We start from the raw sequence: 19,811 nt of genomic DNA, 5'->3' as shown, positions 1-19,811 counted from the left end.
AAAGAAATCACTTCCGCCAATGGGACACGGAGAAAGCGACCATGTTTCGGATATGACTCTCAATCTCGTCGTCAACCACCTTAATGAAAGAAACCTCACGCAGCGCACAGACGACACCGATCGAAAGCAACTGATGGGCCGCCAAGGCGTAGTCCATTTCATGGATCTCGCCTGCCTCCGCCCGTTTTTTCAGCACCTCAGTGAGCGTCAGGTGTCGCAGCTTGATCATCTCGGACATAAAGTTACGTCGCTCCGATTGGATGGACTCCGCGTCACGGAACATTATCCGGATGAATGAACGGTCTTCCGTCAGCGTCGCGTACAAACCGATCAGAAACTGGGCGAGTGCATCTTCCAGCGGCTGGTTCAGCTTGATTGATGCAAGCAGCTTATCCATGCTTTCCATCCTCGCCTCCTGCACCTCTACGAAGATCGTCTCCAAAATTTCCTGTTTCCCGCCGGGAAAATAATGATACAGCAGACCATCGGTGATGCCGACGTACTTATTGATCATCCGCATTGAAGTTCCGTGAAAGCCATGCTCCCCGAACAAGTCCTTGGCACCTTGAAGAATTTGTCCTCTGCGTTCCGCCGCCTGCAGGTCTCTGCTTGTCCTGGGAATCCTTTTCACTGCAATCGCCTCACTTTTCTTTGATTTCATTCAACGATTGTATAACGAAATAGTAAACGATTTTCATCCGAAAGTCAATTCATCGGCGTGGAGTATTCATGCAGAATACGGATAAGTACGCTCCCGGCTTTTACCTCTAAGACCCGCTAAACCGATCAGACCGAGAAGGCCAAGCCAGCCCCAATCCGTACCATTATCATTATTTAGACATATCTATAAAAGACGGCTTTTGCGAATATGTTTCTCGTTGGTCATGACTAAGCTCGCGTAAATCGCAGCTTTTTTATTTTATGACATCAAGTTCTTACCGGTACATTCACTTTTACAACCACAAGCGGTTTCAGAAGAAATTAAACAACCTTAGTCCGGTGGAGTACCGAACTAAGGCTGCTTAGTGCTCTTATTTCATTGTTGTCTACTTGACGGGGCGCCGCCGGCCTCCCGCCTGGGAAGGACCCAGTTGGGGCGCGGGAAGTGGCAGGTGTAGCCGCTCGGATTATGCTCTAGATAGTCCTGGTGCTCCGGCTCTGCTTCCCAGAAGTCGCCGACAGGCGTCACTTCGGTGACGACCTTGCCCGGCCACAGATCCGACGCGTTCACGTCGGCGATCGTCTCCTCCGCCACCTTTCTCTGCTCGTCGCTCTCATAGTAGATCGCCGAACGGTAGCTTGTGCCGATATCGTTGCCCTGACGGTTCTGCGTCGTAGGATCGTGGATTTGAAAGAAATACTCCAGGATGCGCCGGTAGCTCGTCTCCGCTGTATCGAAGACGATTTCGATCCCCTCAGCATGAGTGTCATGGTTGCGATAGGTCGCGTTCGGAGTGTCACCGCCAGTATAGCCGACGCGAGTCGAGACGACGCCGGGAAGCTTGCGGATCAAGTCCTGCATTCCCCAGAAGCATCCCCCAGCGAGTACAGCGCGCTGATGCATGTTAAACCTCCTCAATCTGATCGAGATATTTGCCGTAGCCCTCGCTCTCCATGTCGTCGCGATGGATGAATCGGAGCTACTCGGAATTGATGCAGTAGCGTAGGCCACCGCGATTAGCCGGGCCATCCGGGAAGACGTAACCGAGATGGCTGTCGCCGTGAGTAGATCTAACCTCGGTCCTTATCATTCCCATGGGAGGTGTCCCGCAACTCGTTGATGTTTGCGGAAACGATCGGCTCGTGAAACTTGGCCACCCAAAGACTAGACCCAAGCTGCATATCGGTGATCTCTCGAAGCTCCATGTCTAGGATGTCCCATGACCGCATTGGAAAGGCAATGTTTTTCCAACTAACTTAGAGCTTCGTGAGATCCTCAACCATTATACCCGCGGTATGCGTGACTCAAACCTGTTGTTTTTTACTGTTGAACTAAGCAGTACATTTGCCGCGTCCTGACTTACCAGATCAGCCTTGTCCGGATTTTGCGGGAGCCAACGTACTGCAAAAAAACGCGCAAGGCCTAGATACGAGGTTGTGGATAGATGAAACCGATCTCACCGAGAAAACAGTAAGACGCTGACACTTATGCCTCGTATTTAAAGTAGCTTCTTTGCGTAATTAGGGATAGGGCAATAAGCTGAGGAAATTCTCCTCAATATAGGCTAGTGTGCCTTGTTCATGTTCTGAATCGAGTCCATTGTAATGACCACCCTTCCATCTCATCTTAGCAAACAGAGAATTTTACACCCGATAATCTGCGGACTGATTTTGCGTGCGAAATCTCGCCCTACTTATGATACGGTTCGACGTGCCGTCTGTAACGGCAAGTTTTAGGGCCATCCTTTGCGGGATGGCCCTTTCTTTTTATCTCCCTTGGTTGCTGCCATTAGTGCAATTTTCTACAATCCTGCCTTTACCCGGCCTTCGTCGACAACGCCTTTACGGTAGAAGCGTCCGTAGGTTAATCTCCGGAGCAGCACTTCGACCCACCCCCGCTTTCCGTACCGATCCATATAATAAGCCGCAATTACGCTTGCGAGCCAAGTGATCACGGCTGTTCCGATCGCAACCAAGGTCAAACGCTCGAAATGCGCGCCTAGATGCAGCGTGAACGGCGATACGACGACCATCCACACGATCGATTGAAACAGATAGCCGCTTAATGACCGCTGCCCAAGCGCCGTAATGGCCCGTACGATCCGGCTTTTAGCACATGCCGGGTATTTGGTCATTGCATAGGCGATCAATCCGAACACGGAGACATAGCCCACCCCTCCGAACGTGCCGATCGTTTCATAAAGCAATTTGATCAACGGCGCGGTATCCGCATCGGCGTGAAGAACGCCAAGATTAAGCAGCCCCATCGGTAAACCGCCGATTGCAGCCGCTGCGATCCCGATCACGGCACACCAGCTCAGCATCCGAAGATGGTTCGCGGGGTTTTCCAGTATCCGCCGTTTCGCGCACCAAGCACCGAGACCGATAATGACAATCGAGACGGACATTAAAGCCGTATGCATCGGCCATTCGTTCAGTCTTTCCGTAAAGGAGACGGAATACGACGGCGACAAAGACGAAGGAAACGGGCTTGTAACAATTACAGCCGTTTCCGTAGACCCGTTGGCGAGATTAATGGCAATCCAAATCATCAAGACCAGACAGTAGACGATCAGGAGCCCCCAATACCAGAATACCAATCGATAGATACGTTCGCTTCGATTCAGCAGCAGGAAGACGAACAGCAGCCCCGCTACTCCGTATGCGCCAAGAATGTCGCCGGAATAGAGCAATACGCCATGAATGAGACCGAAACCGAGAAGCCAACCATTACGGCGCAGCAATATCATACGCACTTCAAGCGGACTTCTTCCCGCCGCCTGCTGACGCATCGCAAGCTGAATCATCCCATATCCGAACATGAAGGCGAACATGGGGTATGTCCGTGCATGGAGAAACATAAACGAGAATAGATTATAGATTCGCTCCCATCCTTGCGGGTTGGGATCGACGCCGGGAGCGGTGGCAAAGAAGACTCCGGCGCAGTTGGCCAACGCGATAAATAGCAGCATGACTCCTCTTGCCAAATCCGGCGCGAGAGCCCGATCCTGTTTTGGGACAGGTCCTGCGGTTTCGTTTATCATGGTTTAATCCCCTTATCAATAGTTTATTTTGATGAATAAATTTTCATTCAATAATAATTCAAAAAAAGAGCGTCGGCCATTTTAGCCAACAGCGCTCCATTGGATCTGGATAATCGGCACGCATACAACAGGTTGGCTCCGGTCAGTTCGTATCCATGATCAAATACGCCGTCAACATGTCCGCATCTGGGCATACGAATCGTTCCTTTAACGAAAGCTTCAACACAGCTAAACCCTGCACCATCGAGAAGAACAGCAGCGTCATTTGATACGGATCGCCGGGACGCAAATCCCCCATGGACTGTCCTTTTCTAATTAGAATCGCCACTCGCTCGAATAATTGGGCATTATGCGCTCCCGCTGTCTTCGGGTCCAAATCACCCATCAGCAAAGAGTGTGCAACCAACACCAGATACTGCGCGGACTCGTCATTCTTGCTCATTTCACGCATCATAGCGCCGGATAATAGTTTGAAAATGCCGGACGGGCGTTCGTCGGCTTCCAGCAAAAATTCGATCGCCTTCATTTCTTGGATCGCCGTATTGACTAAATCGTGGAATAGATCCTCTTTTGTTTTATAATGCTGATACATCAATCCCGTACTGATGCCGGCTACGGCAGCAATTTCTTGCACGTTCGTCCCCTTCAAACCCTTGTGAGAGAACAATTGCAAACCGGCCGAACGGATTTTGTTTTTCGTGACGGAGCGTAAGTACTCGAACTGTTCCTTTGTTCGCGGCATAGGGTCTCCTTTTTTTTTATGATTGAATGTTTATTCATTATAAAATGATAGCAACCGATTTGCAACTCTGATATGAGAAACTTCACTTCCAGCTCCTTCGGTACATCCATCCCCTCGGAAAGTTTAAAACCAGCGGCCCACAAATGCCTAAGCCCGCGTCATAAATATGCGGATGGGAATGTTTCTAGCGAGTCGTCAGGGTGATTTCGCACAAGTTGATCCTGCACTAACTAATTTAATCAGTCGACCTCCGATGAGTTTTAGAGAGGTTCTGAAAGAATCGATATCTCATTAACAAGGTTGATTGAGTTAAAACAAACTAATAGGCATCATTTTTTTTTGATGCTCCAGACTGTCGACAAAGTGTCGGTAGTCTAAAATAAAAAATAACCATCCAAGCGACGATGGTTATTTTTTGTAATGTCTGTAGGGGAATGAGATAAAGTTCTTGTCATTTATGACATCAAGTTCTTGTTGATTGTCGCCGACGATAAAACAGAATTCGGCAGCTTTTTCAAGTTCGTACATATGTACAAAATCCGACTTTTATGAGGTAGTTCGTTAAAGTACGGCTTCGGATGCTAACTGTTCGTTTAAGTCCAGCTTAAATAGGGCTGGTTTTTTATGTACATATTTACATATGTATAAAATTCCAAATTTTGTGATTATAACTGTATACCGACGATTCTCCTTGACCTGAAACTTCATTGTAACTATACTGGTATTGTTGAAAGGGGGACGTTCAGATGGCCGTAGTCAGCAGGTACGCAGTCGCTCTGCACATATTATCGTGGATCGCGCAAATGACCGAAGATAACGACACCTTTGTTACCTCCGATCGTATTGCACAGAGCGTGAACACCAGTCCGGTTTTTATTCGCCGCATTCTAAAATCGCTTCATGACGCCAACTTAGTCATCGTTCAGCACGGAGGGAACACCCCGGGATGTAAGCTTGCCAGGCATCCGGATTCCATTACTTTGCGGGATGTCTATGAGGCCGTTGTGGAAAAGCCGCTCTTCGAGCTTCATCACAGTTCGCCGAATCCGAAATGTCTGATTGGCAAAGGGATACAACCTGCCCTGAATCCGATCCTTACGAGATCGGAATTGGCCTTAAAGCATGAGCTCGAACAAGTAACCGTCTCCAGTCTGCTGCATGATACGCTAGCTGAGAGTCAACGATCGTGATGAGAAACTGCAGGTTAGCCGGAGAAAAAGGGTTTTTGAAAGGTCTCCCGGCTAACCTTTGTGTTTGGCGATCAATGAAAAGGGGTTGGTATCCTTGATTTCTGCGGGCATTTTTTTTGTTAATCAATGTAACTGAATCAGTGCTTTTGATTTGTCGCCTCCTCCTTGTGCAATCCAATGGAACGGTATCGATTGCTTTGAACCCCACTCTTGTACTTGAAAGGAGATCCCTCATGAATTATCGTATCTTTATCCTCGCAATCGGCACCTTTGTCATCGGAACGGATGGTTTTATGATTGCCGGCCTGCTGCCCGCTCTTGCCCAGGATTTGCATACCTCTGTATCTGCGGCCGGGCAGCTGGTAACCGCATTTTCGATTGCATATGCTCTTGGTTCTCCTGTTTTAACGACACTTACCGGAGTTGCCGAACGGCGCAAAGTATTGACGTATGCCTTATTTATTTTTGCCCTGGGCAATATTCTCTGCGGTGTGGCTTCCAGCTATGGTCTCATTCTCGTCGGACGAATCGTCGCTGCCGCGGGCGCCGGACTCTTTGCACCGGCAGCCACTCACAGCGCTTCTACCCTTGCGGCTCCGGAAAAGCGGGGACAGGCGCTGTCCATCGTCATTGGCGGGAATACCGTCGCATTAATCTTAGGCGTCCCGCTTGGCAATTGGATTGCCTCGGTTTTTGATTGGAAAACGACCTTTTGGTTTGTCGGCATTATCGCCCTGGTCGCCACCGTCTGCATTCGATTGTTTTTTTCCGCCATTTCGGCACCCACATCCGTCACTCTGTCGGAAAGGCTGTCTTTCCTAAAAAACCCGACCATTCTGGCCGCATTAACGATAACGCTGGCCTGGGCTTTCGGCATTTACGTCGTATACACCTATGTTGCCGATATATTCGGCAGAGTCGGTGCCGGAGAAAATACGATTACGGTTATGCTGCTCATTATGGGCATCGCCAGCTTTCTTGGCGTCAACTTCGGGGGCTTCGCTGCAGACCGGTACGGTCCTGCCCGAACCATCGTTTTGGCGCTTGTCCTGTTGACGATTGCGGTCGTTACCTTATCCTTCTTCAATTCCGTCGCTCTCGGCATAGCGGCAATGGCTTTATGGGGTTTCGCCGGTTTTACATTCAATCCGGCGCAGATGCACAGACTGATTGGATTATCCGGAAAAAATTCAGGGGTTGTGCTTTCTTTGCATAGTTCCACACTCTATGTGGGATCGGCTCTCGGCTCCATCATCGGCGGCCTTTTTATCCATTATGGATCCGTCACCTGGCTTGGAATCGTCGGAGGGACTGCCAACCTCATCGGTCTTGTCGTTTTTCAGTTTACCCGGCGGCATGACGAGTTAAGCCGGAAGAAGGACCACTCCCTGATCGAATAAGAAAAATGTCCGCGACCGGACAATCGCTTCCTCTGCAAACCTGAGCCGGCATAGCAGAGGAGGCTTTCTGTCGGAGGACAAGAACATATATCCATAACAACCTGCCGGTTTTTTATTTTATGGATACAACTTCTTGTCATTTCCGTGAGACATGAAGTTGTATTGTTTTCCGTAAATAGACATAGAATCATAAATGTTTAACATTAAAAAAAGCTACCGACAGCGGAATAGGTTTGTCCCGAATCGATATAAAATCGTTCGCTACCGCTCGCAGTTTAACTCATCCTAATCTACTTTTCTTCGGCTTTACGTACTTCATAAGTATCGAAAACCAATCTGTGTAATTTGATTTTTCTATCATGAATTACAAATTGATCAGCTGCTCGTATTGTTCCAAATGGAACGGTCATCATATTATACATAATCATTGCTTGTTGATCGTTACCGAGTGATGCGATTCTCATGGATTGCTGTGTTAACTAAGAGAAAATTAACAAATTATCTATTATTACTTCAACATTCGGCTTCGATTTGTTTGATGTATAGTTGAGGGCAGGCCACGCTTTTACGGCCCCTGCTGCCTACGAGATCTGACAAACCCTATCGCCAGCAAAAAAAGTGGAATTACAAAACCCATAACCATAATATAAGGAATGTATGTGGTAGAATCCCAATTCTGCATGTAGATCACATCGGGGTATACCACCAGGGAATAAAGTACCATAATGATTCCCATCGGCCATGTCAGGGACCGGTAATCCTTCAACCGAAGTATCTCTGCCAAGCCGGTCACCACCCCATAGAAATATATGCTTGTCTTATAGTAAGTCGTCACGAACCACATGCCCGCCATAATCACTTAGATGCGCTGGAGAAAATTGCCTATATTGATTCGCTTGGCGAGTAGGAAGTTCGGGAACATGCTTCTCGATGTAATATCGGTGTCGAGCACTAGAATGCAGAGCAGCGTGACAAGAAATACGCACACTCCGCCTACGATAAAGGCAAAAAGCAATCCTTTCCTCGCCTTCTCCATATCCCGGACCCTTGGGAATAGCATGAACATAAAGACGATCGGCATCGAAGCAGTTCCTGCAAAGTTAACACCCGCCCAAAAGATAGACCCCGGCTTCGCCTCCAAAATGGGTTCAATATTCTCAATGTTTATATTCGGGCATAAGGAGAGGATCAAAATCAGGAGAGTGACAATGAACCAGGGCAACACCAGCTCTGCAGAGCGGCCAAGCGCTTCGACCCCCATGCGGATCCCATCACGACAATGACTGCGAACAGAATGTTAATGGATATAATCGGTGTCTCTTGAATAATTTGGGTGGTGAAAAAATTGCCGACATAATAAAGACCGCCGCTCCCCCGATAAATGAACAGAAAACAAAAAGGAGCGATACGGCCTTCCCGAATACCGGTCCGAGAATTCGTTCGCTCATGCCGGCAAAAGATAATCCTGGATACCGAGCCCACAAGCCCATATATATCACGCTAAGTCGTTGCTTGTTCCGTATCCTGCAGCACAAATGATCAAATACCCTGTTTCGAAAGATGTAGGGAATGTCAAGAATTCCGGAGTGCAGCTGATGGAGAAAATAGAGATACTCACGTTGCCATGGAAAGCACAGGGGTATTTTGGAAGCCTGTTGTCAACCTGCTTGAAGCTGAAGGCATTGAATTTTTAGTGGTGAATGCTCAGCATAGGAAAGCACTTCCTGGACGTAAAACAGATGTCAAAGATTCGGAATGGATTGCCAAGCTTCTTCGCCATGGACTACTCAAAGCCAGTTTCATTCCAAATCGAAATCAACGGGAACTTCGTGAACTTGTCGGTACCGCCGCAGTATCATTGAAGAAAGAGCCCGACAACACAACCGAATTCAAAACGAGTTAGAAGGAGCAAATATTAAACTCGGCTCTGTTGTCTCTGATATTATGGGCGTCTCCTCTCGTGATATGCTCCGTGTCATCGCTAATGGTGAAGACGATCCTGAGAAACTAGCGAACTTCGTAGACGCTCCATGAAACGAAAGAAAGATGATCTTGAACTGGCTCTACAAGGTTATGTAAACCCTCATCAACGGCTAATGATAAAAACCATTTTAAATCACATTGATTTTTTAAGTGAACAGATCATCCTACTCGATCAAGAAGTCGCTACGAGAGTCGTTCACTGTCGTGACGAAGTCGACCGTTTAGATTCAATCCCCGGGATAGCCACTCGAATGGCGGAACAAATCTTAGCGGAAATTGGGACGGATAGTAAGAAACAGTTTCCTAATGCTGCGCATTTATGCTCATGGGCTGGACTCGTACCTGGACATAACGAAAGTGCCGGAAAAAGGAAGTCAGCCAAAGCCAAAAACGGAAACAAATATCTGAAGTCTGCCCTAGTTGAAGCCGCCCATTCTGTTGCAGCGTCCAAAATCGACCTAGGTGCTATGTATAGACGTACAGCTGCACGAAAAGGCAAAAAACGAGCTGCCATAAACGTTACCCATGCCACGTTGAGAATAGCCTACTATCTATTAACACGTGAAGAAATGTACGTGGACCTCGGAGAAGATTATTTTGACAAACAGAAGCAACAATCTATTGTAAAATACGCAGTTCGGCGACTAGAAAACTTAGGTTATTCTGTGACCATAACGGAAGTTTCCTAATTATTCAAAATCCTATTTTCTTCATTTCGGGCGCAGCGCCCTTTTTAAAAAAGGAGTGCGCGGCGACTTCTTTACTATTGTCTTTTTACAGTAACAAATTTTCATGGGGGCTGAATGCAGAATCCTGTTTGAAGGGATTTTTGAGCGTATGGACCGGTGTGGCGATGTTAATACCTCTTCTTTACACTTCGTTAAGATCCTTCTTGTAGTAATAGTGTTTATTTCCTAAAGGAGCATCTTCGATGATTGCGATTACTTTATATCCATATTTTTTGTAAAATTCAGGAGCTTGAAAACTGAATGTATTTAATTTAATGAATGTACAACCCTTTTCTCTTGCTAATTGTTCTGCTTTTTCCAATAATTTTTTACCGAGTCCTTTTCCACGATGGTCATTATTCACCCATAAAATATCAATCTCCATCCAGTTCCAACATATTGCACTATTGAGACCGGCAATAACTTCTTCTTTGTCATCCTTCAAGCATAAATTAACTTCTTCATAAATACCGTTTGGTACATGTTTTGAATTGAACTCAATAAGTTTTTTTCTTACATAATTTGTTTCATCATTTGTGCTTTTAATTATCTTAAGGGCATTTGACATAAGATCCTCCTGTAGGTTAGTCTTATTCGTTGCATTAATTTCGTCTTACGTCTTATTTACGATTTCCTCAAGAATTGCTAACTTGGAGTATTCGCGAATTTCCTGAACTCTCCTGCCAGTTACTTCAACTAGAGTAAGGGACTGAATAATTTCAGCCCCTCCTGCTTCTCTGCTTTTACGCAGAGCCATTGTTGGGTCGTGTAATACACATGTTTCTGTCCCGTTTCCGCTTTTGTCTTCCGGTGGTGCATGCCGAGGAAGTCAAACCCTTCTTCTCCCGTCCATAGCCCCACAATCCGCGTTTTCTCCGGATGCAAGGTCAGTTCCAATCGCGCCATAATCGTTTGTATAAGCTTAAACGCATGTTGCGCGTCCTTCCTTGTCTTGCATACCACGACGAAATCGTCTGCGTACCGCGTCAATTCTCCGACTCCTTTGCCATGTTTCTCCCACAATAGATCGAAGTAGTTCAGGTAGATGTTCGCAAGTAACGGCGATATCACGCCGCCTTGCGGCGTGCCAAGGTCGGTCCGTCTTACTTGCCCTTCCTCCATCACGCCTGCTCCGAGCCATTGCCGGATCAGCTTGAGTATACGTCTGTCGCTGATTCTCATTTCCACCAGCTTCATCAGTTTTTCTTGGTCAATGTTGTCGAAGTAGCCTTGGATGTCGACGTCGACCACCCAATTGCCTTTACGGTTGCATGCTTTGCGGATTCGCTCGAGCGCTTGTTTTGCGCCGCGCTTTGGTCGAAAGCCATACGAGCATTCCTGAAAATCGGCTTCAAAGATCGGTTCGACAATCCGTTTCGTTGCCATTTGTACGACGCGGTCTCTCACCGTCGGAATGCCCAGCGGACTTTTCGTCCATCTTTCTTCGGAATGTAGTGGCGACGAACGGGCTGGGGACGGTAGCTATTCTTCAACAGTTGTTCTTGGCATAGTGCGACGAATTGATCTTCACCTATCTTTGCAATATCAGCCATGGTCTCACCGTCTACGCCTGCCGCACCCTTTTTGCACTCACTCTTCGCCACGCTTCCTGAAGGACATCCAGTCGATGAACCTTGTCGTACAGTGCATGAAATTTTCTACGCTTGCTGATCTTGGCAGCATGACCTAGCTTCTCTTGGAGTTGTTGAACTTTTTCCCTAGGTGTCGTTAGCCATTTGGCATTCACTCACTCGTACCTCCTTGAAAAGCTTGAACAAAGCAGGGCGCCTTTCCTCCCGCAGGTTGTGTTGTCCTGCATTCTTCGGTACTATGCACCCCTCGGACTCCCTTCCTGCAGATGGCTCACTTCGTCTTTTTGACTTATAGAGTCTCTCGCTACGAAAAAAAAGCTTTCGTGCAGGGGAGGGTCTCCCCAGTTCACTGCATTATCTTTCATACCATGCCGATCCCATTACACCGGGAGATCCTTCGCTGTTGTTCCAAGTTCTGCACAGCTTCCTTGGCCTTCGTCTACGTTTGCAAGACTCGGCTTCCCCTTTTTCCTCTCGCGAGGCCTTTTTGACGATGCGGCAGGATTCACTTCATGTTACGGCCTGGTATGTTGCTCGCCTTGTCTCCGACAAGTACTTTTGTCGATGCGCTTTTACGCACAGATTTCGCCATGCGCAAGCATCCTAGCTACAAGGGTGGCTTGGTCCCTCCCTTGGTTGGACTTTCACCAACTAGATAATGCGTGCCTCTGGGCACGCCAAACGAAAAAGGAGCTGCCGCGCGGCATGCTCCTCACTAATGTGCCCAGCATACTTTATCTTTTTTCAGCTACCACAAAAATGTAATCACCCATATCACTACTGTATCGGTCGATGACCTCTTGTATTCTTCCGTTTTCAATATCGGATTTCAGTCTAATACAACCAGCATGTATCTCATCTTGAGACGCCAAATTTGCAAAGGTAGAAATGCCCGCACGCACCTTTGGGTTTAGATACATGCTTGGTTCGTATTTGCCACTGTAAAGAAAAAAATCCTGCAAGTTTGGTTGGACTAAAAATGTTTCAAGTCCCACGATTTTAAACTCCGCCTGCCTTAAATTATCAACTACTAGCGGAATCTTGGGCATCTGACTGCACGAATCCACCATTGCTTTAGGAAAATACTCGTTTAGCCAATAATGCTGCATTTGTTCTGGAGAGGAAGTAAAGAGTACAAACCTTCCTTTGCTCATAACCCTATATACCTGCTGGAATGCTTTATATAAATTTTCAAAATGGTGAATTGCCAAAATACATGTCACACCTGAGAATTCCCCATCTTGGTACGGCAAATTAATTACATCCGCTTTGTCCCAAGATACTTGATTGGATTTATTACGTGCTGTATGTAGCATTTCCTCTGATATGTCTGTACCGGTCATATCCAGTCCCATTTGCGATAAGGCATAAGTATAATTCCCGGTTCCACAGGCAACATCAAGAATTCGTGAACTTTGAAAACCCTGAAGATTGTTAATTAATCGTTGTGTGATCTGTGGGTCTGCTTTACGTGACGTATCATATTCCACTCCAATTACATCGTATAATTCCATAAGATTATACCCCGCCTTCGCTCTGCTGAAATCGCCTTATATCCAATTTACCATTAAGCCGAATGTTACGGCGTTTTTTCAATATTACTGCCCGTTTGAGCGAAGGAACGCGGTTCGGCAGTCCTTCGGTATTGCGCTGTCGTGCCCATCGTATTATGAAGTCACCAGAACTTACTGGTCGACCTCATTTTTATATGGTCGTAAGATAGCCATAGCCCGGGATTGAACGTTCGTGCCCGTGGGACTGGGATCCCGAGAGCTATACTATTCATCCCCTTACTTGCCATGATTAGGCTGGTTGGGACGATGATTCCGAATCACATACGATAATGTGGACGACAAGAAGGGTAGGGGTTTCCGGCTACTATCGTATAAGGAGTGGTTTAATGAACCCTGTCATTGGATTGGATGTATCGAAAGGAGAAAGTCACGCACAAGCTTTTTCAGATCGAGGAATGCCCCACGGTAAGACCTTCCGATATATATGCAATCTTAACCAAGAAAGAAACCTTCCGCTTAGACTAAAAAGAAATACTTAGAGATTGAGGAAAACCTTCCCAAAATCTATGGGGCGGTTATTTGCCATTCCCTTTTACCAATATAACATCCCTCTTTTGGTTCATTAATAATTAAATCTTGATAAGCTATTAGCTGGTATAGCTGAACATCCATCAAATTATCTAACCATTCATCGCAGTAATTAGAAAACAAATCGCTGTGAGAAAAGCTAATGGTGTCATAACAAGCTTTTCCTTTTTACTTTTGGACAAAGCATTCATAAAGGTATTCACTATTAAATAAAATGCAAAAAAGTAACATACTCCTTTTGCACTTGTTTCTAAAGCATCTATCGAGATTACATTCCCTGCTTGTAGTATAAACATGATTCCAACCAACTGAATTAATACCGAAATGGCACATGCAACTCTCATTTGTTTTGGCATTACTTTATACTTACCGCCCATTGCAAATTCTCCGTAAGGTAAACCCATAGCTAACAATATGTACCCAATAGCAACTGCCAAAAAAGTTACACTTCCAATCAATGCAATAATCACTTTCTCACCCCAATTTTATTTATTGTTTATTTCTGGCACTGTTCTTGGCATATAAAGTTGCTTATAATCTTTTTTATAATCTACTTTTTTGCTCAAAGCCGGTATCTCCTTTTTTGAATATTAATATACAAGTGGACATTTCCTCTGAGCCAACTTCATGATTTTGCCAAATAGTTAAAACCGGAGTCATTTTGTAACTCTATGTAATGGGGATCTTCAGTTATTACTTCAAAACCAAAATGATCACCATACCACTTCACAGAGTTATTGAAGTTACTGATGGGAATGGTTAAATACGCAGAACGAAGTTTCAGTTCCACACTAAATGCCCCTTTCTCATTTTTGCTATGTATATAATTTGGCCCGTGTGACTAGGTAAATGTCTGAATTGATGTAAAAGCATTTCTAGAACGGTACATTGATTGTTCAAGGCACCTGAGTCGAACGGCGGATAGTTTAAATACGGCTGTTCCAGCAGTCGTTCAGGGTTTGCTTTCATCAATTCGAGAACCCCAATAATGGAATCATATGACATCTTCGAAATTTCCAGTGCCTGATCTTTCGACATTTGCAACCCTCGTTCGAATTCGATGCTCCTATACTCGTTCAATGAAGCGCCGTAGTAAGCGGCATCAAACCAATAACCTGCTGCCCCTGATATGTGCGATATCAAATTAGCTATGCTGTTGCTCTCAGACGTCGGTGACCAGGAGAGATCCTCTTCAGATAATTGCTCAATCACAATGCGAGTCCATTTCTGATCCGCTTTGTATTTAATTAATAGCAAATCAATAACGATACTTGAACTGTCCAAGTAGCACACCTCCCATTTTTACTAAATTTTAGCAAACAAACGTTCGCGTGTAAAGGTAGGACACTCCTCTTTATGGAGAGGAAATGGACCTATTTTTATTATAGTGGCATTTGCGTAAACCTGCCTGTTAGCTGAAAAGAGGCAGCCGATCGATCATGATCAGCTGCCTCATATTTGTATTGTGCTATCGTGCCCAGTTAGCATAATAGCGTTAGATATTAAAAATTTGGTTCTAAATCAATTTCCTCAGTTTTACCATTCCATATCACTTGCATCATAAATTGAAAACTCAGCAGGACCAAGTCCCCCACTCCCATAAGTACCCTAAAATGTATATTCCATTTTTAGAACTAGCGAATTGAGTTCCTTTTCCTGTCTCGCGGCCCGCCGTAAACACATGACTTAATTGACCCGTTGGAGTCTCATCAGTACCAATATACTTCAAGAATGGTTTTGAGAGATGATGCTCTTCATTTTTCATCTTATAAAACACATAAACTGCAACCCAATTTTCGCTTTTGCCTCTGTATTCGTACATAAATTCAGTATTACTGTTATTTTTAATAAGCTCAATTTCACTTTTTGCAGTACCCTCATAAATATCACTTGACTCTTTACAACCACCCAAAAAAACAAAACAGAGAAGAAAAAAAATTCCTATAAGCCGCCTTATTCTCAACCCCTCCACAATCTTTTTTCCGACCGATACCCCAACTCTGATTCCCAGATATCCGAAATACAGCGACTGGCCGCTGGCAATCGATTCTTCCAGATCATCTAGTGCCACACGAACCTGAAAGAACAGGTCCAGATACGCTGCGTGTCCTGGACCTGTTCTATGTCTGCCTGCCGAGCTTACAGGCAAGCGTACACAATATTTCTCAACCGGGGATGCACATAGGGTTTCTGGCTGTTCAGCAAATGCTGGGCGTACATGATCGTCAGCCGGGATTCCGGATCGATGATCGCCAGACATCCGGCCACACCGGACCAGCCGAATTCGCCGCCGACTTGACTCAGCGATCCGCTGCTGGCGTTCGAGAGATGGGTTCTGACGCCCAGCCCGTAGCCATAGCCGTAGCGGTCCATACGCCCCCGGTTGTAATCGATGCGCGTGTTTTCGTTCAGATGATCGGTCCGCATCAGATTCACGGACGCCGGCGACAGAATGCGTACGCCATCCGCACTTGTGCCGCGGTTGGTCAAAGCATTCAGGAACCGGGCATAGTCGCTTACGGTCGAGAACAGGCCTCCGCCGCCGCTCTCATATTCCGTCCCGAGCCGGTAACGATTCTCGTCCATGCGAACTGGTTTACCCAACGCATCGTTGTACTCGTACTGCGGAGCCAGACGAGCAAGCTGCTCCTCAGTCAGATCAAAGCCCGTGTCGCGCATGCCGAGCGGTCCGGTAATCACATCACGCACATATGCGCCGAACCGCCGGCCGTCCACCACCTCGACGAGAGCCGCGAGAACGTCATGACACAGGCTGTAGTTCCAGTGCGTGCCCGGATCGAACAGCAGCGGCTCCTTCGCAAGCGCCGCCGCGAATTCGCGTGTCGGTACTTTACCGTTCGTACGATGGACGACTTCCTTTATGGAAGGCGCTTCAATGTCGTAGGAGAAGCCGGCCGTCATGACGAACAGATCGCGCACCGTGATCGGGCGCGTCGCACGCGCTAGCTCGATTCCGCCGTTCGTCAGCGTCCTCTTTACCGTCATCTCGGCGTATTCCGGCAGATATTCCGCCAGAGGATCGCTTAGCAGCATCGCGCCTCGCTCCACGAGTTGAAGAGCAGCCGTACACGTTAAGATCTTCGTCATCGAGTAGATGTTGAAGATGTGCGACTCGTCGATTGGGGTCTTTTCTTCCAAGTTGGCGAAGCCGTTGCGGTAATGGAACACCGGAACATTGTTCTGCATCACGAGAACCTCGGCCCACGGAATGCGCCAAGAGGTGATGTGATCGATGAATTGGGATAGCGGTTTGAAATCCATGATTCCTCATCCTTTCAACAAAGAGTAGTGGAGTGCCGCCGGGAACGCAAAGGTGCCGATTCTTCCTTCATTATTGGGAACTGCTCTATCATGTCAATAGGAGAAGAGATCGCTAGCCAGTAGGCAGGTCTTTGGAGCTTGCTGAGCTACCGATGAAAATCTTTCCCCCTTCGCTTTACCTCATTGCATTTCACGGTGATGGATTTATAATAATAGCAATATATTCGTTTTGAAAGTAGGCACCTTTTTATCATATAAGAACCAAAAGGTAACTAATGGAGGGGAGAATTGAATGATAACGATGAAGGAATTACCCATTTGCCCGGTTGCAACGACCGTCGGCTTGATCGGCAACAAGTGGAAGCTTCTCATCATGCGAGATTTGTTGACGGGATCTAAGCGTTTCGGAGAACTAAGAAAAGGGCTACCTGAAATTAGTCAAAAGGTTTTAACCCAGAACCTGCGGGCTATGGAGGAAGATGGTATCATTACCCGGAAGGTATATGCGGAAGTTCCTCCAAAAGTTGAGTATGAACTAAGTGATTTGGGCGATACCTTAAGACCCATCATTGATTTAATGCGAGTCTGGGGTCGTAATTATCAAAAGATAGTTAATGAATCAGCAGAACAACTTCAACGGGGCGATGCAAATTAATTTTCGGTATGTTTTCAATGCGATTCCCTCCGTCCCTGTTTAACAAATGGATATTGGCTAGGACCAAGTGTGTCAGTTAGTGCATTTCTATGCTCCTTTTTACAGCAGTTACAATTTGTCTCTTTGCTTCAGCAAGGTCCACAGCTTAATACCCAGCAGTACATTTGTACAAAATGCCTAAACTTTGCCCTTCGGAACACGGATCAAGTATCTCAAAATATAGGGAAGGGTGCAGTCACCTTATCCTTAACAAAAAAAAGGGTCCGTGAAGATTTCGCACGACCCCTTTTTGCATGGCTAGAAAAGTAAATTTGTTCGTGGTAGCTGTATCAAAGAAAATGCAAAAGGAGCTTTCCCGGTAGCTCCCTCGTCAATTGTCTTTATTAAGCTATCGGATACGTTAGTTCAACAAACTGATGTCACAACAGGCGCTCAGCAGAGGAAAGATCTGTCTGTCGCCGCATTAACTATATCCTCCCTACCGGGTTAAAACAGAGATGCTCCTCGTGATATAACGAAGCAGCCGACAAATGTTTGCCGGCTACATCTTGTGCTCGTATGTATTCGTCTGGCAGTGCCAAGCCGAAGTGATCAGCCAAGCAGTCAACGAACGGGCGTGTAGCGGAGCAGCACGACGCCGGAGCCGAAGGGTTTGGTCCCGGTCAGCTTCAGATTCAGTCGATCACGAACTCCCCCCAATAATTGGGGGCCACGTCCGGCAACGATTGGCTGTACCAGGAAGTGATACTCATCCACCAAGCCTAGTTGTGCCAGGGTGGAACCGAGGCCGGGACCGCCGTTAACGAGTAGGTTCTTCCCTTCTGCCGTAAGCTGTGGCACCTCCTCGGAAACAGGCCCCTTCAACAAGAAAGAGTTCTGCCATGACACGTGATCCAGCGTCCGCGAGAAAACGTACTTGGGTTTTTGATCGAGCTTGCGTGCGAAGTCGACCATGAATTGAGGTCCGACGCCGCTGCTGGCTATGGCTGGCCAGGTACGCTACATCAGCTGATAGATTTCACGTCCAAAAAGCCCACCATCGGACTGGTCCATCATGTCCATCGTATACTGGTGGAGCTCCTCATCCGCAATCATTTGCGTGTGGTCACAGCAACCGTCCAGTGTCACATTCATCTGCAGGATTACACGTCCCATATGCAGCCTCCTTTTTGTCTTCATTTTATCATCCAACAGCAGGCCCGGTTTCTCATGGATTGCTAATGTGCACAGTCCGGGCCCGACCGAATACAACTTTAGTTTAACGGTGGATGGAAAAATTAACAATTCTGCCCGTTAGCGAAGTGAGGCCGCCGCTCGATCCCGCGGCAGCCTCACTGAACTCTTGTATCCTTTAGCTTAATAAAGTAATCAACATTCACTTTCGACTAAACGCACCTCTAACCGACCGTAATAATTACCACTAAGGTTCCACCAATTATTTGTAAACAGCGGAGTAATATCAGGGCGAAAACAGTTTCCAATGCCCTTTGGAGACAACTTCGACCGCTCCGTCGATCACTTTGATGGCGGTCTGATCATCAATCGCATACGCCGGCCCCTGCATCCCGGCGGCCCATCTCTCTGCATCAGCCATGGTGTTTCTCGGCAGCATCTCGTGATCCAGATGCGGAAATATTGCAAAATCAACCAGTCCCAGCGTTTCATCGCCACCGTTGGGTGGAGTCCACCCAACGAAGAAATTCCCGATGTTAGGTGCCATCACCATGCTCCCGGCACTCAGTCCCACATAGACTATGTTCAGCGACGGCAAGAGGTCTGCCAGTCCGGACTGCCGCATCCAGTAACACAGATACAAAGGGTCACCGCCATTCACTAGTAGAACGTCAGTCTCCTTGACCATAGGAACCCAAAGCTCTTCATCGATGCTAGGCAACGCGGTGAGCTCCAGAACCCCCATGGACTTCCAGCCCAGCTCACACATCGGTGTTGTGGCTTGTCCGCTGAAGAACTGCCATGCGTGGCCTGCACCACCGGGTATGGCGTACACCCCAGTGGCAATGCAGAGGGCACTAGACTCGGCAATCGGTTTGCCCAGCATGTCAACCAGCGCGTCATGTATGCTTTTGTTACTAATGCCTGCAGATGTGAGCAGAAATTTCATAACTTCACTCCTTGTCATTGTGTGCGTATTTTTATTCCTTTAGACTTTTCAAACGGGGATGCGGACGTCTGCCTACATAAACTACATTTTAGGACATTTCAGTTCGGATTGTTTCTTACAGATTGCTAATCTTATCTGCCCGTTACTTCAACGAAAAAGGAACAGTTGCCTGCTGCGGCGATCTGTTCCTGGTCTTTGCACTATCGTACCCGTTCGTATTATGAGGTCACCAGATCTTTCTGGTGGACCTCATTTTTATGTGGTCGTAAGATAGCCATAGCCGGGGATTGAACGTTCGTGCCCGTGGGACT

At 46.9% G+C, this 19,811-nt stretch carries 24 protein-coding genes; 6 read left to right on the top strand and 18 right to left on the bottom strand.

The annotated features are described in order from the left end of the window. Positions 1 to 7: 7 nt before the first annotated feature. Together AC0YOA_RS37175 and AC0YOA_RS37170 are read right to left on the bottom strand one after the other, a co-directional pair. Entirely contained in the window at positions 8 to 631 is a 624-nt protein-coding gene (locus AC0YOA_RS37175) for a TetR/AcrR family transcriptional regulator (protein ID WP_475790798.1), read from the bottom strand. Between the two features lie 96 nt (positions 632 to 727). Continuing rightward, positions 728 to 844, bottom strand: coding sequence for a WGxxGxxG family protein (locus tag AC0YOA_RS37170; RefSeq protein WP_475790810.1), 117 nt, complete (start codon positions 842 to 844; stop codon positions 728 to 730). Between the two features lie 77 nt (positions 845 to 921). On the opposite strand from AC0YOA_RS37170, the gene AC0YOA_RS37165 reads away from it, so the two are divergent. Then, positions 922 to 1,026, top strand: coding sequence for an IS3 family transposase (locus AC0YOA_RS37165; protein ID WP_475790797.1), 105 nt, complete (start codon positions 922 to 924; stop codon positions 1,024 to 1,026). Between the two features lie 10 nt (positions 1,027 to 1,036). Here the strand turns inward: AC0YOA_RS37165 and msrA are convergent, their stop codons facing one another. The 4 genes from msrA to AC0YOA_RS37145 all read right to left on the bottom strand — a co-directional run bounded on the left by msrA (position 1,037) and on the right by AC0YOA_RS37145 (position 4,446). Further along, a complete protein-coding gene (gene msrA / locus AC0YOA_RS37160; protein ID WP_475790796.1) occupies positions 1,037 to 1,564 on the bottom strand; it encodes a peptide-methionine (S)-S-oxide reductase MsrA in 528 nt (175 codons plus the stop codon). Between the two features lie 76 nt (positions 1,565 to 1,640). Continuing rightward, positions 1,641 to 1,835: a peptide-methionine (R)-S-oxide reductase gene (locus tag AC0YOA_RS37155; RefSeq protein WP_475790795.1), complete on the bottom strand. Its 195-nt coding sequence runs from the start codon at positions 1,833 to 1,835 to the stop codon at positions 1,641 to 1,643. A gap of 627 nt (positions 1,836 to 2,462) precedes the next feature. After that, positions 2,463 to 3,704 carry a DUF418 domain-containing protein gene (locus tag AC0YOA_RS37150; RefSeq protein ID WP_475790794.1) on the bottom strand — a complete coding sequence of 414 codons (1,242 nt, stop codon included), beginning with the start codon at positions 3,702 to 3,704 and terminating at the stop codon, positions 2,463 to 2,465. A gap of 142 nt (positions 3,705 to 3,846) precedes the next feature. Next, entirely contained in the window at positions 3,847 to 4,446 is a 600-nt protein-coding gene (locus AC0YOA_RS37145) for a TetR/AcrR family transcriptional regulator (protein WP_475790793.1), read from the bottom strand. 746 nt (positions 4,447 to 5,192) lie between these two features. Between AC0YOA_RS37145 and AC0YOA_RS37140 the strand changes: the two genes are divergently transcribed. After that, positions 5,193 to 5,636, top strand: coding sequence for an Rrf2 family transcriptional regulator (locus AC0YOA_RS37140; protein ID WP_475790792.1), 444 nt, complete (start codon positions 5,193 to 5,195; stop codon positions 5,634 to 5,636). Positions 5,637 to 5,869: 233 nt separating this feature from the next. Continuing rightward, complete coding sequence (locus AC0YOA_RS37135; RefSeq protein WP_475790791.1) at positions 5,870 to 7,036, top strand: MFS transporter; 1,167 nt, start codon at positions 5,870 to 5,872, stop codon at positions 7,034 to 7,036. A gap of 859 nt (positions 7,037 to 7,895) precedes the next feature. Here AC0YOA_RS37135 and AC0YOA_RS37130 read toward each other — a convergent pair. After that, positions 7,896 to 8,297, bottom strand: coding sequence for a GerAB/ArcD/ProY family transporter (locus AC0YOA_RS37130; protein WP_475790790.1), 402 nt, complete (start codon positions 8,295 to 8,297; stop codon positions 7,896 to 7,898). A 363-nt stretch (positions 8,298 to 8,660) separates the two neighbouring features. Between AC0YOA_RS37130 and AC0YOA_RS37125 the strand changes: the two genes are divergently transcribed. Both AC0YOA_RS37125 and AC0YOA_RS37120 read left to right on the top strand, forming a co-directional pair. Next, entirely contained in the window at positions 8,661 to 8,939 is a 279-nt protein-coding gene (locus AC0YOA_RS37125; protein ID WP_475790789.1) for an IS110 family transposase, read from the top strand. A gap of 127 nt (positions 8,940 to 9,066) precedes the next feature. Beyond that, positions 9,067 to 9,708 carry a transposase gene (locus AC0YOA_RS37120; RefSeq protein ID WP_475790788.1) on the top strand — a complete coding sequence of 214 codons (642 nt, stop codon included), beginning with the start codon at positions 9,067 to 9,069 and terminating at the stop codon, positions 9,706 to 9,708. 181 nt (positions 9,709 to 9,889) lie between these two features. Here the strand turns inward: AC0YOA_RS37120 and AC0YOA_RS37115 are convergent, their stop codons facing one another. The 8 genes from AC0YOA_RS37115 to AC0YOA_RS37080 all read right to left on the bottom strand — a co-directional run bounded on the left by AC0YOA_RS37115 (position 9,890) and on the right by AC0YOA_RS37080 (position 16,723). Beyond that, a complete protein-coding gene (locus AC0YOA_RS37115; protein WP_475790787.1) occupies positions 9,890 to 10,315 on the bottom strand; it encodes a GNAT family N-acetyltransferase in 426 nt (141 codons plus the stop codon). A 128-nt stretch (positions 10,316 to 10,443) separates the two neighbouring features. Beyond that, positions 10,444 to 11,133: a reverse transcriptase domain-containing protein gene (locus AC0YOA_RS37110; RefSeq protein ID WP_475790786.1), complete on the bottom strand. Its 690-nt coding sequence runs from the start codon at positions 11,131 to 11,133 to the stop codon at positions 10,444 to 10,446. 178 nt (positions 11,134 to 11,311) lie between these two features. Beyond that, a complete protein-coding gene (locus tag AC0YOA_RS37105; protein WP_475790785.1) occupies positions 11,312 to 11,494 on the bottom strand; it encodes a hypothetical protein in 183 nt (60 codons plus the stop codon). Positions 11,495 to 12,073: 579 nt separating this feature from the next. Next, complete coding sequence (locus AC0YOA_RS37100; protein ID WP_475790784.1) at positions 12,074 to 12,853, bottom strand: class I SAM-dependent methyltransferase; 780 nt, start codon at positions 12,851 to 12,853, stop codon at positions 12,074 to 12,076. A 680-nt stretch (positions 12,854 to 13,533) separates the two neighbouring features. Further along, positions 13,534 to 13,911 (bottom strand): hypothetical protein, encoded by a 378-nt coding sequence (locus AC0YOA_RS37095; RefSeq protein ID WP_475790783.1) that lies wholly within the window; start codon positions 13,909 to 13,911, stop codon positions 13,534 to 13,536. Between the two features lie 310 nt (positions 13,912 to 14,221). After that, on the bottom strand, positions 14,222 to 14,725 hold the full coding sequence (locus AC0YOA_RS37090; RefSeq protein WP_475790782.1) for a DinB family protein: 504 nt from the start codon (positions 14,723 to 14,725) through the stop codon (positions 14,222 to 14,224). A 289-nt stretch (positions 14,726 to 15,014) separates the two neighbouring features. Then, entirely contained in the window at positions 15,015 to 15,590 is a 576-nt protein-coding gene (locus AC0YOA_RS37085; RefSeq protein ID WP_475790781.1) for a hypothetical protein, read from the bottom strand. Beyond that, the gene (locus AC0YOA_RS37080) at positions 15,581 to 16,723 is read right to left on the bottom strand and encodes a serine hydrolase domain-containing protein (protein ID WP_475790780.1); all 1,143 of its coding nucleotides are present in this window, start codon (positions 16,721 to 16,723) and stop codon (positions 15,581 to 15,583) included. The genes AC0YOA_RS37085 and AC0YOA_RS37080 overlap by 10 nt, the downstream gene beginning before the upstream one ends. Before the next feature lie 292 nt (positions 16,724 to 17,015). On the opposite strand from AC0YOA_RS37080, the gene AC0YOA_RS37075 reads away from it, so the two are divergent. Further along, complete coding sequence (locus AC0YOA_RS37075) at positions 17,016 to 17,378, top strand: winged helix-turn-helix transcriptional regulator (RefSeq protein WP_475790779.1); 363 nt, start codon at positions 17,016 to 17,018, stop codon at positions 17,376 to 17,378. A gap of 603 nt (positions 17,379 to 17,981) precedes the next feature. On the opposite strand, the gene AC0YOA_RS37070 is transcribed toward AC0YOA_RS37075, so the two are convergent. The 3 genes from AC0YOA_RS37070 to AC0YOA_RS37060 form a co-directional block, all read right to left on the bottom strand. Beyond that, positions 17,982 to 18,332, bottom strand: coding sequence for a dihydrofolate reductase family protein (locus AC0YOA_RS37070; RefSeq protein WP_475790778.1), 351 nt, complete (start codon positions 18,330 to 18,332; stop codon positions 17,982 to 17,984). Between the two features lie 45 nt (positions 18,333 to 18,377). Then, entirely contained in the window at positions 18,378 to 18,533 is a 156-nt protein-coding gene (locus AC0YOA_RS37065) for a hypothetical protein (protein WP_475790777.1), read from the bottom strand. Positions 18,534 to 18,837: 304 nt separating this feature from the next. Beyond that, positions 18,838 to 19,500 (bottom strand): Type 1 glutamine amidotransferase-like domain-containing protein, encoded by a 663-nt coding sequence (locus AC0YOA_RS37060; protein ID WP_475790776.1) that lies wholly within the window; start codon positions 19,498 to 19,500, stop codon positions 18,838 to 18,840. Positions 19,501 to 19,811 lie beyond the last annotated feature (311 nt).

This window comes from Paenibacillus sp. JT22N12, assembly GCF_056269365.1.
The sequence above is the reverse complement of the archived record's forward strand: the minus strand, read 5'-3'. Positions and strand labels throughout refer to the sequence as shown.

Bases quoted from the DNA above. Each gene is read 5' to 3' on its own strand.
- AC0YOA_RS37150 (WP_475790794.1), bottom strand. From the start codon at position 3,704: ATGATAAACGAAACCGCAGGACCTGTCCCAAAACAGGATCGGGCTCTC.
- AC0YOA_RS37135 (WP_475790791.1), top strand. From the start codon at position 5,870: ATGAATTATCGTATCTTTATCCTCGCAATCGGCACCTTTGTCATCGGA.
- AC0YOA_RS37075 (WP_475790779.1), top strand. From the start codon at position 17,016: ATGATAACGATGAAGGAATTACCCATTTGCCCGGTTGCAACGACCGTC.
- AC0YOA_RS37080 (WP_475790780.1), bottom strand. From the start codon at position 16,723: ATGGATTTCAAACCGCTATCCCAATTCATCGATCACATCACCTCTTGG.
- AC0YOA_RS37115 (WP_475790787.1), bottom strand. From the start codon at position 10,315: ATGTCAAATGCCCTTAAGATAATTAAAAGCACAAATGATGAAACAAAT.
- AC0YOA_RS37125 (WP_475790789.1), top strand. From the start codon at position 8,661: ATGGAAAGCACAGGGGTATTTTGGAAGCCTGTTGTCAACCTGCTTGAA.
- AC0YOA_RS37120 (WP_475790788.1), top strand. From the start codon at position 9,067: ATGAAACGAAAGAAAGATGATCTTGAACTGGCTCTACAAGGTTATGTA.
- AC0YOA_RS37060 (WP_475790776.1), bottom strand. From the start codon at position 19,500: ATGAAATTTCTGCTCACATCTGCAGGCATTAGTAACAAAAGCATACAT.
- AC0YOA_RS37165 (WP_475790797.1), top strand. From the start codon at position 922: ATGACATCAAGTTCTTACCGGTACATTCACTTTTACAACCACAAGCGG.
- AC0YOA_RS37140 (WP_475790792.1), top strand. From the start codon at position 5,193: ATGGCCGTAGTCAGCAGGTACGCAGTCGCTCTGCACATATTATCGTGG.
- AC0YOA_RS37145 (WP_475790793.1), bottom strand. From the start codon at position 4,446: ATGCCGCGAACAAAGGAACAGTTCGAGTACTTACGCTCCGTCACGAAA.
- AC0YOA_RS37130 (WP_475790790.1), bottom strand. From the start codon at position 8,297: ATGGGGGTCGAAGCGCTTGGCCGCTCTGCAGAGCTGGTGTTGCCCTGG.
- AC0YOA_RS37100 (WP_475790784.1), bottom strand. From the start codon at position 12,853: ATGGAATTATACGATGTAATTGGAGTGGAATATGATACGTCACGTAAA.
- AC0YOA_RS37110 (WP_475790786.1), bottom strand. From the start codon at position 11,133: ATGGCAACGAAACGGATTGTCGAACCGATCTTTGAAGCCGATTTTCAG.
- AC0YOA_RS37065 (WP_475790777.1), bottom strand. From the start codon at position 18,533: ATGGGACGTGTAATCCTGCAGATGAATGTGACACTGGACGGTTGCTGT.
- AC0YOA_RS37070 (WP_475790778.1), bottom strand. From the start codon at position 18,332: ATGGTCGACTTCGCACGCAAGCTCGATCAAAAACCCAAGTACGTTTTC.
- msrA (WP_475790796.1), bottom strand. From the start codon at position 1,564: ATGCATCAGCGCGCTGTACTCGCTGGGGGATGCTTCTGGGGAATGCAG.